Annotated in this window: 20 protein-coding genes and 1 pseudogene; 2 read left to right on the top strand and 19 right to left on the bottom strand. The window is 36.1% G+C overall.

Annotated elements, in window-relative coordinates; translation table 11 throughout:
• Positions 1-264 precede the first annotated feature (264 nt).
• Positions 265-738, bottom strand: a complete 474-nt coding sequence (locus tag CUC15_RS06035; RefSeq protein WP_114915796.1) for an S-ribosylhomocysteine lyase — start codon at positions 736-738, stop codon at positions 265-267.
• A 364-nt stretch (positions 739-1,102) separates the two neighbouring features.
• On the opposite strand from CUC15_RS06035, the gene CUC15_RS06030 reads away from it, so the two are divergent.
• On the top strand, positions 1,103-2,584 hold the full coding sequence (locus tag CUC15_RS06030; RefSeq protein ID WP_114915795.1) for an alkaline phosphatase family protein: 1,482 nt from the start codon (positions 1,103-1,105) through the stop codon (positions 2,582-2,584).
• A gap of 41 nt (positions 2,585-2,625) precedes the next feature.
• On the opposite strand, the gene CUC15_RS06025 is transcribed toward CUC15_RS06030, so the two are convergent.
• The gene (locus CUC15_RS06025) at positions 2,626-2,802 is read right to left on the bottom strand and encodes a DnaB-like helicase C-terminal domain-containing protein (RefSeq protein WP_114915794.1); all 177 of its coding nucleotides are present in this window, start codon (positions 2,800-2,802) and stop codon (positions 2,626-2,628) included.
• Positions 2,803-3,072 (bottom strand): DnaB-like helicase C-terminal domain-containing protein, encoded by a 270-nt coding sequence (locus tag CUC15_RS06020; protein ID WP_278309210.1) that lies wholly within the window; start codon positions 3,070-3,072, stop codon positions 2,803-2,805.
• A 5-nt stretch (positions 3,073-3,077) separates the two neighbouring features.
• Here CUC15_RS06020 and CUC15_RS20820 point away from each other — a divergent pair.
• A pseudogene (locus tag CUC15_RS20820) lies at positions 3,078-3,182 on the top strand (hypothetical protein); the annotation flags it as partial.
• 124 nt (positions 3,183-3,306) lie between these two features.
• Here CUC15_RS20820 and CUC15_RS20395 read toward each other — a convergent pair.
• The 16 genes from CUC15_RS20395 to CUC15_RS20615 all read right to left on the bottom strand — a co-directional run bounded on the left by CUC15_RS20395 (position 3,307) and on the right by CUC15_RS20615 (position 16,197).
• On the bottom strand, positions 3,307-3,708 hold the full coding sequence (locus CUC15_RS20395; protein ID WP_114915791.1) for a replicative helicase loader/inhibitor: 402 nt from the start codon (positions 3,706-3,708) through the stop codon (positions 3,307-3,309).
• Positions 3,709-4,503, bottom strand: a complete 795-nt coding sequence (locus CUC15_RS06005; RefSeq protein ID WP_114915790.1) for a DnaD domain protein — start codon at positions 4,501-4,503, stop codon at positions 3,709-3,711.
• Between the two features lie 119 nt (positions 4,504-4,622).
• On the bottom strand, positions 4,623-4,796 hold the full coding sequence (locus CUC15_RS06000) for a helix-turn-helix domain-containing protein (RefSeq protein ID WP_114915789.1): 174 nt from the start codon (positions 4,794-4,796) through the stop codon (positions 4,623-4,625).
• A gap of 1,924 nt (positions 4,797-6,720) precedes the next feature.
• The gene (locus CUC15_RS05990; RefSeq protein ID WP_114915788.1) at positions 6,721-7,122 is read right to left on the bottom strand and encodes a hypothetical protein; all 402 of its coding nucleotides are present in this window, start codon (positions 7,120-7,122) and stop codon (positions 6,721-6,723) included.
• 641 nt (positions 7,123-7,763) lie between these two features.
• The gene (locus CUC15_RS05985) at positions 7,764-7,988 is read right to left on the bottom strand and encodes a hypothetical protein (RefSeq protein ID WP_114915787.1); all 225 of its coding nucleotides are present in this window, start codon (positions 7,986-7,988) and stop codon (positions 7,764-7,766) included.
• Between the two features lie 424 nt (positions 7,989-8,412).
• On the bottom strand, positions 8,413-9,102 hold the full coding sequence (locus CUC15_RS05980) for an alpha/beta fold hydrolase (protein ID WP_114915786.1): 690 nt from the start codon (positions 9,100-9,102) through the stop codon (positions 8,413-8,415).
• 117 nt (positions 9,103-9,219) lie between these two features.
• Positions 9,220-9,384 carry a hypothetical protein gene (locus CUC15_RS20035; RefSeq protein WP_162800276.1) on the bottom strand — a complete coding sequence of 55 codons (165 nt, stop codon included), beginning with the start codon at positions 9,382-9,384 and terminating at the stop codon, positions 9,220-9,222.
• 128 nt (positions 9,385-9,512) lie between these two features.
• Positions 9,513-10,097, bottom strand: coding sequence for a TetR/AcrR family transcriptional regulator (locus tag CUC15_RS05975; RefSeq protein ID WP_114915785.1), 585 nt, complete (start codon positions 10,095-10,097; stop codon positions 9,513-9,515).
• Positions 10,098-10,103: 6 nt separating this feature from the next.
• On the bottom strand, positions 10,104-10,856 hold the full coding sequence (locus tag CUC15_RS05970; protein WP_114915784.1) for an alpha/beta fold hydrolase: 753 nt from the start codon (positions 10,854-10,856) through the stop codon (positions 10,104-10,106).
• Positions 10,857-11,205: 349 nt separating this feature from the next.
• A protein-coding gene (locus CUC15_RS05965) for an IS3 family transposase (protein ID WP_114915783.1) occupies positions 11,206-12,779 on the bottom strand; the annotation gives its coding sequence in 2 pieces (ribosomal slippage) (positions 11,206-12,137 and positions 12,137-12,779; 1,575 coding nt in all).
• Positions 12,780-13,391: 612 nt separating this feature from the next.
• On the bottom strand, positions 13,392-13,592 hold the full coding sequence (locus CUC15_RS05960; protein WP_423241361.1) for a spore coat protein: 201 nt from the start codon (positions 13,590-13,592) through the stop codon (positions 13,392-13,394).
• Between the two features lie 340 nt (positions 13,593-13,932).
• Positions 13,933-14,373 (bottom strand): ASCH domain-containing protein, encoded by a 441-nt coding sequence (locus tag CUC15_RS05955; RefSeq protein WP_114915781.1) that lies wholly within the window; start codon positions 14,371-14,373, stop codon positions 13,933-13,935.
• Between the two features lie 186 nt (positions 14,374-14,559).
• A complete protein-coding gene (locus CUC15_RS05950) occupies positions 14,560-14,778 on the bottom strand; it encodes a hypothetical protein (protein ID WP_114915780.1) in 219 nt (72 codons plus the stop codon).
• A gap of 175 nt (positions 14,779-14,953) precedes the next feature.
• Positions 14,954-15,352: a GyrI-like domain-containing protein gene (locus CUC15_RS05945; RefSeq protein ID WP_114915779.1), complete on the bottom strand. Its 399-nt coding sequence runs from the start codon at positions 15,350-15,352 to the stop codon at positions 14,954-14,956.
• Between the two features lie 148 nt (positions 15,353-15,500).
• Entirely contained in the window at positions 15,501-15,881 is a 381-nt protein-coding gene (locus tag CUC15_RS05940) for an ACT domain-containing protein (protein ID WP_114915778.1), read from the bottom strand.
• A gap of 190 nt (positions 15,882-16,071) precedes the next feature.
• Complete coding sequence (locus tag CUC15_RS20615; protein ID WP_278309202.1) at positions 16,072-16,197, bottom strand: hypothetical protein; 126 nt, start codon at positions 16,195-16,197, stop codon at positions 16,072-16,074.
• Positions 16,198-16,263 lie beyond the last annotated feature (66 nt).

Here is a 16,263-nt window from a genome sequence, read left to right as displayed (position 1 = left end):
AGAAGAGGTTGGGAGAAAAAGTGTATTAGTCTAAGAAGAATCCGAACTATAATTCAAAATTCTTAATTAGAATTTGAATTCGTTTGGATTTTTTTCTTTTTATAAGTTTTCTAATCTTGAAATCATTCGTCTTAGAGTTGGCGTCTTAGAGTTAGGGATTAACCACTTTTAAAAGCATCTATTTATTTTCTATTTAACGGAACTTTAACAGCGCGCTAGTACCTCGGAAGAATAACTAGTTTCTCAGAAAACTGCCTAACTCAGTTATGCCTCCTCTACAAATACATCTTTCCATTCATCACGTTTTGCAAGCATTTCTTTAGCAAGCTCTTTTGCCCCTTCTAAACTATGACTAGCAGCCCAACCACATTGGACTTCATTACATGCTGGGACTTCCTTAGCTTCTAATACATCTTTTAATGTTGCTTCTATTGCGTCTAAAACAGTATCATCATCATCTTCATTTAGAACTGTTAAATAAAATCCTGTTTGACAACCCATCGGACTTAAATCTACAACGGTATTATGGTGATTGCGAATTAATTCAGCCATTAAATGCTCTAAGGAATGCAAGGCAGGCATTTCCATATGTTCTTTATTTGGTTGTTTAAATCGAAGGTCATATTTATTTATAACATCTCCGTTAGTGCCTTTTGTCAATCCAGCTAGACGGATATAAGGTGCACTTACTTTCGTATGATCAAGGTTAAAGCTCTCTACATTCATTTTTGTTGTCATTGTTTTCCACTCCTGTGTAATTTTTATGATTAATTACGAGCGATAAATTTATTAAAGATACCAGTGACCCGAATCCGACAATTTATACATATATTTTATCTACTATCATTTTGAATATTCCTTTATTTTTATATAATACTTTTATTTTTAATGAAACATAACCTAAACCTAAAAAAGTGAAAGGGGGAAAATTGAATAGCCCGTTGAATGACTTCCCTACCCAGCCCAAAAGAGATGGGAGTTATTAATAATATAAGATAAATTCACTTCTACAGGAAAAAAGTGGGTAGTATATTAAAATCTAAAAATCAAAAGATAAAATAGTGTATTTTCTAAAAGTAAATGGTAGTGAGGATGAAGCAACATGAAGCGAGACCCACAAACACTAAAACCAGTAATTTTGCTAAACATTGATTCTTTGATGCCCGAACCGTTAGAAATTGCCATCCAAACCGGACAAGCCCCTGCCTTAGAATTTCTAATGGAAAACGGCACTTATATTCCCAATATGGTCAGTTCATTTCCGACGATGTCTGTCACAATTGATAGCACTCTCTTGACAGGTACATATGCTGATGAACACCATGTTCCAGGCTTAACTTGGTTCGATAATTCCAGAATGGAAATTATTAACTACGGGACTGGTTTTCGCGAAACGTTTAGGTTAGGAATGCGTCGTACTGCCCATAACATGCTTTACCGACTGAATAATGAGCATTTAAGTAGTGAGGTCTCTACAATTTATGAAGATTTGGCCAAGAAGGGAATTCCTTCCGCTTCTATTAATTCTTTTGTCTACCGCGGATATACCCCCCATCGGTTACAAGTACCTCGATTACTCCGTACAATGACCCGATTCAAGGACGGTGAATGGACAACCAACGGCGCATCCATTTTCTCTTTAGGTCTCTTTTCTAAATTACGACCCTGGGGGTTCACAACGCAAATAGCTGCTGGAAATTATAAATTTACAGCCCGGGAGCTCAGATATCTAATACGTAAGGACAAACTTCCAGGATTTACATTCTGCATATTTCAAGATATGGACACCCGCCTTCATTTTAAGGGTCCAAAAGATTTAAAAGGAATTAAAAAAATTGACCGAGAAATCCAAAAAGTGTTGAATATGTATCCAAGCTGGGAAGAAGCTCTCAACCGGAATGTATGGATGGTGATGGGAGATAACGGCCATTCTCCAACCGGTGCCAACTACCGGAAATTTATTATTGATTTACGTAAAATACTAAAAAAATATCGCATATCCAAACTTGAGCGCCGCGTACGCAATAATGACCAGCTTGTCCTATGTGTAAACCAGCGTATGGCTTATATTTACATATTGGATAAGAACCTGCCACTATCTGTTATTGCAGAAAGTCTTAAGAATGATCGACGAATCGATATCATTGCCTGGAAGGATAATGACCTGATAAACATTACATCTGGCATGAGACAAGGAATATTGCGTTTCTCTCCAACTGGTAATTACAAGGATGAATATAACCAAACATGGAGTATAGAGGGAAACATCAAACTTTTGGATCTTCATGTAAAAAATGAAAAAGAGCTATCTTACGGGAATTATCCAGATGCATTAGCTAGGATTTATAGTGCATTACACTCCCATTCGGGTCGTTTCATTGTCGTTAACGCTAAACCAGGTTGCGATTTTAAAGCCCAATCCACACCATTCCACCTTAGTGGGGCAGCACACGGTTCATTACACAAACAAGAAACACTTGTACCATTATTGATTGCAGGAACGACAGCAAGACCAACATTCCCACGTATTGTCGATATGAAAGAATTTATACTTAAGTTAAGCTCTCAACAACGTAGTGAGTAGAAATGGATGCAGTACCAGTTAACCGATGAAATATTCAAGGGTCAGACTAGGGCTGGCTCTAGCGGTCGTTTATCCTGTCTTGAATCTACACTGCGTGACAGCTGAGAAAGCAGTACGATTGGGATGTTCAGCTCTAATGCTAGCAATTTAAGTTCCCGTGTCATCTCACCGATTTCTAAATCCCGGCGATCACGGTGGGAAATGGCTGGTTTTATCAATTAAAGGTAATCGATGAACACCAGATGATTTTGTTTGGGATTCTCATGGACTTGTTTTCGAATTCCCGCACGAATTTCGGAAATAGTGTGCTTTTTGTCAGAGATTTCTAATTCCCAAGTTGTCATTTCTCCGATTGCGCGCATCACGTTTTTATAATCATTTGTTGCAAATCGATTGCTGATATCATGCCATTTACTCGCATTTAGCCTCCCTTCTGTAGAAATCATTCGTTTCAATAACTGCTTCGTCCCCATTTCTAAGCTATAGATGAGGGATGCGCCTCCAGGCAGATAAAGAGAGAGAGGTTATTGATATTGTCATTGTAACAACGGTTTTAGGAGATAAGATTGGGGAGGTTGGTGGGGTCATGTATCTCACCGAACTCGCTGAATCCGTACCAAGCACCGCAACGTTTAAGCATTATCAACAGATTCTTATTGACGCATACCAGCTGCGCGTGGCCCAACATGCCATACAGCAGTTCTTGAGTAATCCTTCCAACACTAGACTTGAGCGTTTGCTGCAGGATTTACAGGCATGCAAGGATTTAACTGTAGCAAAAGAAGAAAAAAGTACCTATGACAACCAGCCTTCTTCTGTACTAATTTCTCAAACTCCTCTAGAAATTGCTGCTTCACTTCTGGAGAAACTTTTTCCGCTTCTTCGTGCCATTTCATCATTTCTTCTATATGCGAATCTTCCACTTCAGGGTAAGCTGCAATTTCACTAAGCATCGGTGGGTAAGGACTTTCCATAACAAATACAGAAAGATTTTTCATGACCCCTTGATAATCCATTTCCTTCAAGTTAGGAAGTAACATCGCAGCTTTGCGTTTTGTAAGATTAAACCGTGGATACATTTCATTAATCGTCTTTAACACTTCGATGGCTTCTTGATGTAACATTTAAAATTCCTCCTTTAAGAGTTCTGCAAATATATCTTGTTCGATTTCTTTATTATCTGGCTTGCGAAATGGAATGAGCTTATTATCCTTTTCTAATTCTTTTTCCAGTTCATAGGAATGAACGGCTTCGATTGTCCGTAATCCAGCATTCTGCCATTCTTTCATTATTTTTTCAGTGTAACTATACGTTCGTCCGCCTTTTTTCACAGTTACGGCAATTGCTTTTTTGACGATTTCTTCACCTGAAGCTTTGGTCCATTCAATCAAAGTTTCTCGTAGCAATGGGGTTAGCTTGTTTATATTTTCTTCATAGCTTTTAAAAAGAGAATCCATGTCACGCCCGCTTCCTCCTCCTCTTCTCTCTTTTTTACTTTTATCTTTATGTATGGGCAACTCTTGGGCCGAGTCAGAGGTGAATTTCAAAGTAAAGTCCCGGGTAACATCTTGGGTCAAGTCCTTGGTCAACTCCTGGTTTTTAGTCGTAGAAAAATAATGCCCGATTGCTTGATGTAATGGAATCATTTCATAAACAGGTGCCTTGTTTTGATGACCCTTTTCATAACGAATAAAGCCTCGTTCGATCAACTTTTTTCTCGCATTGATGATTCCCTGTTTAGATAGACCGGTAAATTTCATTAATGTAGAATTAGGCGCATTGAAAACACTCCTTTGCCCGAGTCTATTTCCAATGTTCATCAGTTTGTGCCAAAGCACAATTTCTCCTGTAGTCAGATGATTTAGCATCAACCAATCCATTAATAAATTTTTGTCCCTATGAAAATTGATTGTTGTCATGTTTATATCTCCTTAAGATTTTTATTTATTCACACGCGTTTTTTCCCTGCCAAAATCTCAAAAGCAATGCCAAATAGGCAAATTGCAATTCGAAAGTTAAACCTTGCGAATTAAGCAATTTACCTAATATTTTCCATCATCCATCTTTCTAGGACTTCTTCCAAGAAAAAGATTCTTCCGCCAATTTTGATATGGGGAATCTTTTTTTCTTTTACGAGATCATAAATCGTGTCTTTATGCAGTCCTAAATAGATTGCTACATCTTCAACTGACATTGTTCGTTTTTCCATCATGTTCCCCTCCCTTCACTTCTATAATCGAAAGAAGTTGGGGATTGGGGGTGAAAATGGTGAAAGTTTTTTTAATAGAGTTGTTTTTTCGGGTATAGGAGGGATTGTTTGAGCTTTGGAGTGAGTCTCTCAATTCTTGCTCTGCTATATTGGAAGGCTGGCACCATTTCATTGGTTAAGCAGATTTATTAAATTTATCTTTGAACTTGAAATGTACATAACAAAGCCTACAGGCGTTTTTAATCCTGTCACTCTCTTTCGAAAATAAGATAATCTACTGTTGGACCGTTCTCTACATCATATTTGGCATTTAATTCATTTATGGAATGGCAGTATAGTTATATCAAAAGACATTCGACACACTGACCATGTATAAAATGGTGTATATTTTATTTCAAGTAGTCTAGTAGAAGGGAATCTCTCCACCTCACAGAACCGTGCTTGCGATATTAACGCACACGGCTCCTCCTAGTTACCATTCACATTATGTAGCTAAGTTCTTTTCTCAAGTCATATATGTTAACCTTAACTCTTACGTAAGGTAATGGGTATTTTTTAGAAATAATCTAAATTTATCCCAAGTAAATGACTTTCTTTGACTTCTTCTATTGAGCCAATAATCGATATCCAATCTTCCCATACAAATACTCGGTGATAAGTTTTTAAACTCTTCACTATATTTAGCCATAAAAACACCCCCGAAAGTTCGATTTTCTACTCTAACTTTCGGGGGTCGGTACTTATCCAACATTTCGGTGTATCTCGCTTCCCTTAAAACAGCCGATAACAACAACCTGATAGATGGACGGCCACTTATAGAGTCATGTCGTAAGCCAGCCATCAACACGCTGCACGTTCCTGTTTGTTTCTTAACGAATGAACGATAACGAAAAATAATAAAAGATTCATTGATAGAAAATATCTAAACGTATAATAGGGTCAAAAAGTTGTCGAGATCACCAAGAATAAAATAGAATGGAAATTAAATGTCTGGAAAATACGGGTATGTCTACGTTTTAAAGTTTTCAACATCTGATTCCGATTGGTATCAGCTATACTGTTACTACTCCTACATTGGAAGTGATCCGGGGTCGAGGTGGCATATAAGTGCACAAAGACCCGGGCCTATGCATTCCCAACTGCAGATTTCAAAGGGAGAATATGAATAATGGTATTGCCTTGAACTGGCTGGTGTAGTTATTGATCTAGGATAGGAGTAGGGATAATAGTATTGATGTGGACTCGAAGGTGAACATGGATGATAATACAAAGTCTGTCCCTCCTTATTCTTAATCTTGTTTTCTGGGTGATCGTCAAACATTCATAGCAAAGTTTATGTTGATCTCATTAGGGGTGAAGGGAGCATTCACGGATTATTTGGATTATTGTACACCATAAAAACTGAAGTAAACTCAACATTAGACTTTTTTATGTTTGAGGTCGGCTACATAAATAGCTACAAAGATAAGGATCCGCCCAATAGTTAGACATGCAATCCCTCATGCATCTATTGTATCTGGCGGCTTCCTCAAGGGTAACAAAAGGTGGCATAGTAGTAAATGGATTGTAATTATATGAATACTGTCTATACAAAATTAAACCTCCTATCATCCATTAGATTTTTTTATCATTATATTTTAAATTATGGACATTCTAGATAATTGTCCATATACAATTGCAGAGGGCGCTAATATCTAAGTGGTCTCTAAAATAATCTTTCTAGAAGGCCTTTTAATTCTTTTAGAATCTTTTTAAAAATTGTAACCAAGGTTAAATTAACATCATCTTTAGTACCTGAAAACATTATATGGTATAAGAATTTACCGTAACAGTATTGGTTGACCAAAATCCAGGAAGACCCTAGGTAAATGATCTCAGGAATATTTAAAGAAATATAGATTTCCGATACTAATTTTCCTTCTGGATATCAGACAGAAATTGGGCTTCCATCAGGTATGTCAGCAAAATTACCAGGTAATGTTGGGATTCTATCCCAAGTAAAATGATAGCGATCCATAGCTTCAGGACTTGTAATCCATCGTTTGAATGTTGTTACACCATCTTCTTTATCAAGCCAGAATACTTTTCCACCAGTTGCTGTTGTTCTAAACAGACCTGTTCCATCACCAATAACCGGTCCATCAGCAACATTTGAAAGACCGGGAAAAAATAGAGCATCCCCTGGATTTCCTCGATAAAGCGAATGATAAGCAATCGGGTTGACAATCCAACGTTTTTTTCCATGATCAATTTGATAAACTTTTCCTCTTTCATCTTTTACTATCCAACCGTCAGGTGGTTGCTGTCTATAATATAAATACTCACTCATAAATACATCCCTCTCCATCAAATTAAAAGTTAAATAATCATTCATGTATAAATTATGAGTAATTCACCTAATACGATTGGGAATTTGCCTATTTATAGGAATATTAATTTGAATAGTAATCCTTTTTTACTGCCGATAACATGGCTTTTTCTTTTTTATCTTTCTAAATCATGACTTATTTCTTTATTTTTTGAATTTTCATTTCTTGAGGGAATTTTTCTTTTCCTTTTTGTTCATGCATATGAAATATATTATTCGGTTATTTTTTCAAACCCAATGGAGCAACCTATCATACTTTTTAGTGACATTCCGCAGCCTTTCCTTTATTCCGGATAATTCCTCTTTTAGTAGCTGATTTTCTGATTCATGTTTTAGGAACTTTCTACTGCATATAATTTTTTCATAGTTTTCTTTTGGCATAATAATAGATTCCTTGCCTTTTAAACCAGTTTTAGAACCGGTAGGTTTTTGCTTCTTGAAAATTAAATAAACCCCTAGCCAATTAAGATAGGGGCAAGAAGGTATCTAGGGGACAGGACAATATGGCCTTCAAATATATTATTTACTCCTTCAATATAAATATACATTAACTCAACTATAATATTTCCTGAGAAGCCCAGGGATGGAAAGTCTGGGCTCTCTTATTCCGACTTGAACTCTTCATTTATTGAGTAGGATAAAATATCTTCTTCTTTATTCCAATCAACGAACACTTCAACAGATTCTCCTCTGCTATTAGTTACCACAAAGCTTGGGTCACCGTGTTCTCCTGCATTTTCTGCTTGTTCGTTAAATTTATCTGTAACGTCTTCTTCAAGAATTTCATTTATAATTATAAGTGCTTGGCTACGGGGTAAATTTTTCATTAGTTCTCTCCTATTTTTGTTTATAGGATATCCAAGTTATACGTTTTTATTCGCCAATCTTAAAGCCGAGCTACGGAAACAGCTGCGTCTTAGGTCTTACTTTTTATTTTTATTAGAACAGAAACCAACATACGGAACATACGTTTTTTAACTAGGAGGATTTCTGTTGGCAATCTATCCCTTATTTACATCAAAATCCATAGAAAAAGTAGAGGATTGCTGCACTCAGTTTCAAACTGAGGGGTATGTATCAATCTCCGAGGAAAAGTGTAGGCAGTTTAATCGCACCAGTGTTGAATAACTATTTAATTTGTAACTGATGAATAAGATTAAGGAAGAATCTGTTTACAATCTGACTCATTACAAAAAGACGCCTTCTTATTAAAGAAAAGCGCCCTATTGTGGAGAAATAGCAATCGGAAACTCATGAATTAAGAAAACTTTTTACAGCAGCCATAAAGGCTAGTAAATTATCATCGTGCACAAAATGCCCAGCATTCTGTATCGTTACCAATTCACAATTCGGAATAAGCTCAGAAACTTCCTGCAATTTGTTTTGAGGAATGTGACTGGTTCCACCACCTATAATAAGAGTCGGCATCGTAATGTCGATAAGACGCGCCCACCATTCGGGATTGGGTTCATTAAGTTGCCGTAGAATCGAAGGCACAACCTCCCAATCAAATGGTAGAGGATCAGAGGGATTCGAAGAAATTTCGATCGGCTTATCCTGAAAAGGCGGAGGAGTGTCTTCAACAATCAACCGTTCTATCCTTGTCGGAAATGTTTCCGCGAAAAGATAGGATACTGTTCCTCCCATTGAATGACCAAGTAGGGTAAACCTTTCTAAATTCATAGCATTTGCAAAATGAAGTAGGTCATCACACATCAATTCAAAAGTGTATGTGCTAGTTCTCGCGCTCCCACCATGACCCCGTTGGTCTAAAGCTAAAACACGGTATTTTTCTCCTAATACAGCAGCCACTTGGTCCCATGTTTCTGCACCTGATCCCATTGCGTGAAGTGCAACAATCGGTGGTGAAGAAGGTTCCCCAGTCTCTCGATATTGAAAAGTGAGTCCATTCAATTCAATTTGTTTCACCCTTGTTTCCATCTTCAATCATCTCCTTTGTTGGATTTCATTATAAAAGACCTATAAATACAGAAATGGCACATTTTTTATTCTGAAAAGCGCCCTTTTTGGAATAAGGTACTAAAAAGAAGCAACATACTATTCATTATCTCTAGATTTTTTGGTGGTAAATAACCAACCAAATATACCGCCGACACTTATCCCAAAAATGATCGATGAAGCCATATTGTCAAATACTAAAAAACCAACAACAGTCATCATGATTATAAACAAATAAACTGGGAACCAGCTTACTTTACTCATTCATATCCCCCTCAGTATTCCGCTAAATAGCCCTATACAAAAGAGCATGATCCCTCTGAAATTGCTTGCGTTGAGGATTCCTTGTTTAAACTATACTCAAGAAGGATAAGCCCCTTTTATACGATAGGCTAGTTACAAAATTCCCTAATAACCTGCTGCTTTAGTTCTTCTATCGGAAACTTCTCTGGATAGGTAGAGATCATCAACATAATACCTTGCAGTACAGTTGAAAAATATAACGATCGTCTTCTTGGATTTTTTTCTTCCATTTTTTCAAATATTTTACATTGCAACTCAAACTGTCTAGTATTTTCCTCGATAATGCGATGACTGTATTTCACCAGCTCTTCATCTGCCTCTGGCTGAGTTTGCAAGTGCAGATAGAATCGATGGACTTCCGGGTTTTTATGGATATTATCAATCGCGCCATTGACAATATATTTAAGCTGCTCACTAGGTGTCTCCATGTTGAGTGCTTCTGCCATTACTTCAACCACTTCGCTAATTCTGGCCTCGACCATTTCAGAAAGCAACATTTCTTTCCCTTTGTAATAGCTATAGAGTAACCCTTTTGAAATGCCCGCTTGTTTGGCTATATCGCTTATAGAGGTAGTGTAATATCCTTGTTTGATAAATAACTCCATAGCTGCAGCGCGAATTTTTTCTTTGGATGCTTGGCGAATACGGTCATTCTCTTCGGGTGTACGCGGCATTTAACTTCACACCTCCATAAATGCAGTGATCTCTTGATATAAATCTTCAGAATGAGTGAGAGGTAGCATATGATCGGCATCTTCTTTTTCAATAAAACGGATGTTTGGAACCTTACGGAAACAATTGGCAACTCGAATATTATCTGCCAAGTCCTTTTGGCCAATAATAAATAAAGTTTCGGGATTCAATTCTTCTAATCGTTCCATTGCTGGGGGCTGAGGCCATTTCATGCAGAAATCAGCGGGCCACATAAGCATTCGCCCGAGATGATGCCTGAGCATTTGAACAGTGAGATCTTTGTGCGGACTTTCAAAAACGACTTGATATGTTGGTGAATCAAGGGCAAGTTCTAACATCTTATCTATATTGGGTGCAGCTTCCGATATTTTGATATGATATTGTTCAAACTCTTTTGAATAGGGGAAACCAGTCAAAGCAGGAGCAATTAATATAAGTTTTGACACTCTTTCAGGGGAATTTAGAGCGAAATCGGTTGCAATCTGTCCACCCATGGAGTGGCCAATAATCGTTGCCTGTTTAAGTTCTAGGTAATCCATAAGTGTCCGTACGTCTTCAACATAGTTTGCATGTTTTAAAGGGGATGGTGATTTGCCAGCACCACGGCCATCAAAAGCAATCACTTTGTAATGCTTAGATAAAAGGGGTGCTAAAAATGTCCATAGCCTCGAATCAGCCCCTCCGCTATGAATAAGAACAACAGGATGCCCATTGCCAGTGATCTCGAAATATAAATCCAATGCAATCCCTCCTAACTTAAATGAATTTTCCGTCTTATTTTAATATTGAATGAACGTTTAGTCAATAGAAAACACTATTTTATTTACAGCTAACTTTTTACTTATAAAAAATTCTGTATATTATCCAATTTATTTTCACTTTTAGGAATAGAGATTTTGGACGTTAGAGACGTTTGACATCGACAGATCATTGATTGACAAGAGCAAAATCTTATGACAATGCAGTAGAAGCTATTGTTTAACACTAAAGGGTTCCGTTTTGAGGTGCATATTAGTTAAATGACAGACCAACTGACGTATGAATTGAACTGCCCCCTGTCAAGTAGACAGTGGAAATAATAAAAATAACTTAAGCGGCCATAGCCCTGTATTCCAGTGGGCTGTGGTCGTTTAATTTTTCTTGATACCTCGTATGATTGTAAAAATGAATGTATTCGTTGATAGCTTTGGATAATTCTTCGAATGTCCCGTACTTATGTAAATAATATTTCTCGCATTTGAGAGTTCCCCAAAACGATTCCATTGGTCCATTATCAATACACTTCCCGACTCGAGACATACTGTGTGTCATCTCTGCCTGGTCTATCCGACGTTTAAATCCGTGTGAAGTATATTGAAACCCTCGATCACTATGAATTAGTGGATGTTCTTCATCATTCAATGTGGCCGTCGCCAGATCCAACGTTTTAAACACAAGTTGGTTATTGTTTCGGTGGCCAAAAACATAGCTAACAATCGATCCATCATATAAATCACGAATAGCACTTAAATATGCTTTCTTCGAAGCACCATACTTAAATTCCGTCACATCTGTAACCCATTTTTCATTTGGTTTTTCTGCTTTAAAATTACGATTTAAGATATTCTCCGCAACGTGTTTGGGGAGAGATTGTTTATAACGATTCTTCTTTTTTCGTATGACAGATTGTAATCCAGCGATTTTCATCAATCTATATATTCTTTTGTGATTGAGTTTTTGCTGAAGTTTCTCTTTAAATATACGGTTCACGTTTGTCTTCATTCGACGGTATCCATAGATGCCCTCCACTTTTTCATGAAGAGTTATCATTTCCTTAATAATCTCCTGATTTAGTAGTTCTTGCTTTGAAGGTGTTCTATTTAACCATTTATAATAAGCAGATCGTGCAATTCCTGCAATTTCACAAAGAAGAGAAATCGGTAGATTTCCCTCGATATGGAGCTCTTGTATTGCGATATACTTATCCTTAAACCTTACTTGGTTTATGTTCGCCTCCTTTCGATCTCCTCTAACTTTTTTAGAAATGCATTCTCCGCACGTAAACGTTCATTCTCTTTTTCCATTCGACGCATCTCTAGCTTCATCTTTTCTTCTGTAGTTAATTCTTCTTCACTTTTGGAACGTCCTCTCCTATCCTTTAACGCATCCCATCCATCGGCTTCATACTTACGCACCCATTGATAGACTTGTTGATAAGACACTTTATGGGTACCCGCAGTTTGTTGATAATCCTTGTCATTCGATAATGCATCCTGTACAATTTCAATTCGTTCTTGCCAAGTCGTTTTTCTCCCTTTAGTCATAGAGCGTGTTCTCCCTTTTTCCGTATCTTTTAATTCTCTATGACTATTATACTTTGTAATCCAATTTTCGAGTACCGCTACACCAGATATACTATATTTTCTTACTATTTCACGTAAGGAATATTCTCCTGAAATATAATCTCTAACCGCAGCTTCCTTTAATTCTTTAGAATATTTTCTCCATGTTTTGGATTCTTCTAAACCACGAACTCCTTCTTTCTCATACTTCTCCATCCAATTGTAAAGTGTAGATGAATAAATTCGATATTTTGAACATAACTCTCCTATTGTGTAATCTCCATTTTTATAAGCCATTATTACTTCATATTTAACTTCACTAGAATGAGACCTTTTTGACATAAAAAAACTCCCCCTAAGATAAAAACAGATTTTTATTTTTTAATCTGTCTACCTTAAGGGGAGCATATCAAATTGACATACGTCAGTTTTGTTGATATATCAACGATTAATGGTTAAATTAGGTTTTTTGGCATCCGAATATCTCATTTATTTTTTATAGGACAATAGATATTGTACATAGAAAAAGTGGTGTCAATTGATATGTCAATTTGGCTGTCAATTGCACTGTCATTTTAGGTAGTATACCTTTGTTTTTTTAATACAAAAAGGATCTCTATTAAGAGATCCTGGTCAATTTCTTATTAAACTAAAGCACCAGATAGTTTAAGTACAATTCATCACAATCTATTTCAGAAATTAGACCATAAATAGACGATGCCTTATTTTTAAGCATCGACCTTTTAGTTGAAATAATTTTATTGTTTAATATTTGGCATATTTCATACAAACTCATATTATCAGCAACACTTTTAATTGATTCAGCTTACTCATCTGGTTTGCAGTTGCTTCAACATCTAACAAAAAACAGGCATTTTCTACTATTGTGGAAACAGCCTGTTTCAGAGTACCTTAATCTATATTTTATTTAGAATTTATTATAAGCTAATTTTATTAATGGTGGTAAGGGTAGTGATGGTGGTAATAAGGATAGTGATGGTGGTAATAAGGGTAGTGGTAGTAAGGATAATGATGGTGGTAGTGCGGATAACCAAATCCAAACCCTGGGCCTCCAAACCCTAGTCCTGGTGCAAATCCAAAACCTGAACCTGGTCCACCTAAACCAATGCCTGGGAATTGCCTGTCATTATACATAAAAACATTCATCTCCTCAATTCATTTTACAATAGAGCATATGTGTTTTTGGGAAAATGTTCTTGGGCATTTGTCTTGATTTCTAGACTTTATATGACAAACGCTGAATCCTAGGATAAAAGAGCCTTTCATTCACAACTCTTCGTCTACGTAAGAAAGAAGTCAATTCAGGACTCTGGCGAAATAATACAACCCACATCCTTATTCAACTAACCTGCCCCGTTAAATAAAATAAGACCGCCGTAATGACGATCTCCTTGTTGTATTAAAGCACCAGTTAGTTGAACAGCTGTCCTAATAAGAATAATCTATCCAAAGACTCTAAAGTAATTTAACTACTTTATTTTGGATATACTTTTTTAAACCGTTCACATACAACTAACATATTTGGTGAGAATTCTTTATCGTATTCTTTTAATAATTCCGTAAAGAACTTTTCGTGTGCATCCCACCAAAACCGATAATCCCCTTCACCTTCTGCTAACGCAAATTCTTCTGTTACCTCATTCATCGGAACAACTTCAACAGATTGAATTTGAATAACTGCGACTGGCACTTCCTCACCACTCAGAATAATATAATATTCACCAGCTTGAGGTATAGCTTCTTTTTCTAACTCATAAAACACAAAACCTGAAGTTGTCGCTGTCTTCTTTCCCTCAACAACTAAATCAGCTAACCAATCAGCCGATGCTCCAAATTGAAATGCATCTTTATATTCGGTCCCTTCCTTTTGATTTGCTACACAAAAATCATTCCAATATTGTTGTACCTTATCCATACATACCATCCTTTAACAATATTATTTCTTTATTGTACTGACCTGCCCCATTAGTTCAATGCTTCTAAACAATAGTAACATAATATTCAAAAGATAATATTGTTCAAAGAAAAAGACGATTGTTCTGGTAATCGCCTTGTTTAACTCTTGCACCCGTTAATGCAATAAGTACAAATGAAAAAAGAGTTACTTTTTCTTATCAAGGCGTGAATGCCTTTTATCAGCGGCACTTGCTATAAATAAGGAAGCTATAAACCAAATAATACCTCCTAAAATCCACGTAGCCCAATTACCAATTTGGAACAAAAGTGATAACAAGAATAACAATGAGCCGCTAACTAATATTAAAGTTAAGCCAAATGCAAATGCCACCTTTTCAGGTAAATCTTTAATTTTATCCAACATTTATTCTCCCACCTAAATAATCTAAAAGACAAAGTAATTTTTATCTACTCATTATTTTCATACCAGAACTATTATGGGATTCCTATTAAATAATCCTGCCCCAATAGTAAAAATCGTCATTGTGACAATCTCATTGTTGTATTAAAGCACCCTTTTGTTGAAGATAAATTATCACTTACTTTATGGCTATGTGGATTTCAATTTCCCCATTAGGATAGTATTTTTCGAAATCAAATGAATAAGCTCTCTCTAATGTACCTGCTTCTTCTTGATCCCATATTTTACTCCAGCTATTAAAAATTCCTTGTTCTTCAGTTGTATTTACTTTAAAGATTTCGTATTTCTCATTTTTCGGTATCTCTATAAAAGATTTCCCATTAGTATCTTCACTACCAACGCTTAATGAATAATCACCTTTATAGTCACTCTCATAATTATGATATACACCGTATGTAATATTTTCATTTTTAGTTAGACGATTAGAAGCCTCTTTCCACATTTCTGTGATTTTTTGCATTACACGTTCATCATTAAAATTATTTGTTCTTATGCTAGTAATGATTGATAATTTCAACATCCTCACCCTTTCAATATATCTATACCTTATAAGTTCAATATAGCTATTAGAGTTTCCTTCTTCTTCAACAAACCTGCCCCTTTAGCACAATAGCTGCCGTTCAATCTCATCTTCAACTAATGCACCAGTTTGTTCAATAAAGTTTTTATGTAAAAGTGTGACCTTCATTCTCTAACACGACTTTGGCCTTTTCAATTGAATGGCTTTTAATAAGCAGATAGTCCGTATTAAAGGTTGAAATAGCAAAGATACTGATTTTATTTTCAGCTAATGGATTCGCTAATGAAGATAATATTCCAGTTAAGTTAAAGTCTAAAACTCCCTCTACTTTTATACATTTCCAATCATTTTCAACATCCTTAAATACCTCGTTCATCAATAAACATTCGGAAGGACACACGATAGACAGTTCCTCATCTGTTCGTGTAATAGAAAATATATCAGAGTTTAATGCCCACAATGGTATTGTTTCTGTTGATGGAAATTTCACAACGGAAAAAGTTGAATCTAAAATTTTTAATTTCATATTTTCATCATTCCTTTTAGAATTTATTATACTATTTTTTCTGTCAGACCCTTATTAAACTAAACTGCCCCATTAGTTAAACAAGACCGCCATTGTGACGATCTCATTGTTGTACTAAAGAACCCGTTAATAAAATAACTACGTCAACAAAAGCCATTCACATAACTACTAAATTTGTGTAATTTCTCCTTCACCCCAACCATTGATTATTGTAAGCTATTATTCCTAATATTGCCCCAACTGCTGAACCAAAAGCTAAACCAATCACTGCCCATATTACTTTTGATTCCTTTTGTTTTTTTGTTACTGCACCCAATCTCAGTTCCTCCCAATTTAAAATGATTTAATTTAATTTACGGAAAAGGTTAGGTGAAAGTTTCAT

Source organism: Oceanobacillus zhaokaii (assembly GCF_003352005.1).
Lineage (GTDB): Bacteria > Bacillota > Bacilli > Bacillales > Amphibacillaceae > Oceanobacillus > Oceanobacillus zhaokaii.
The sequence above is the reverse complement of the archived record's forward strand: the minus strand, read 5'-3'. Positions and strand labels throughout refer to the sequence as shown.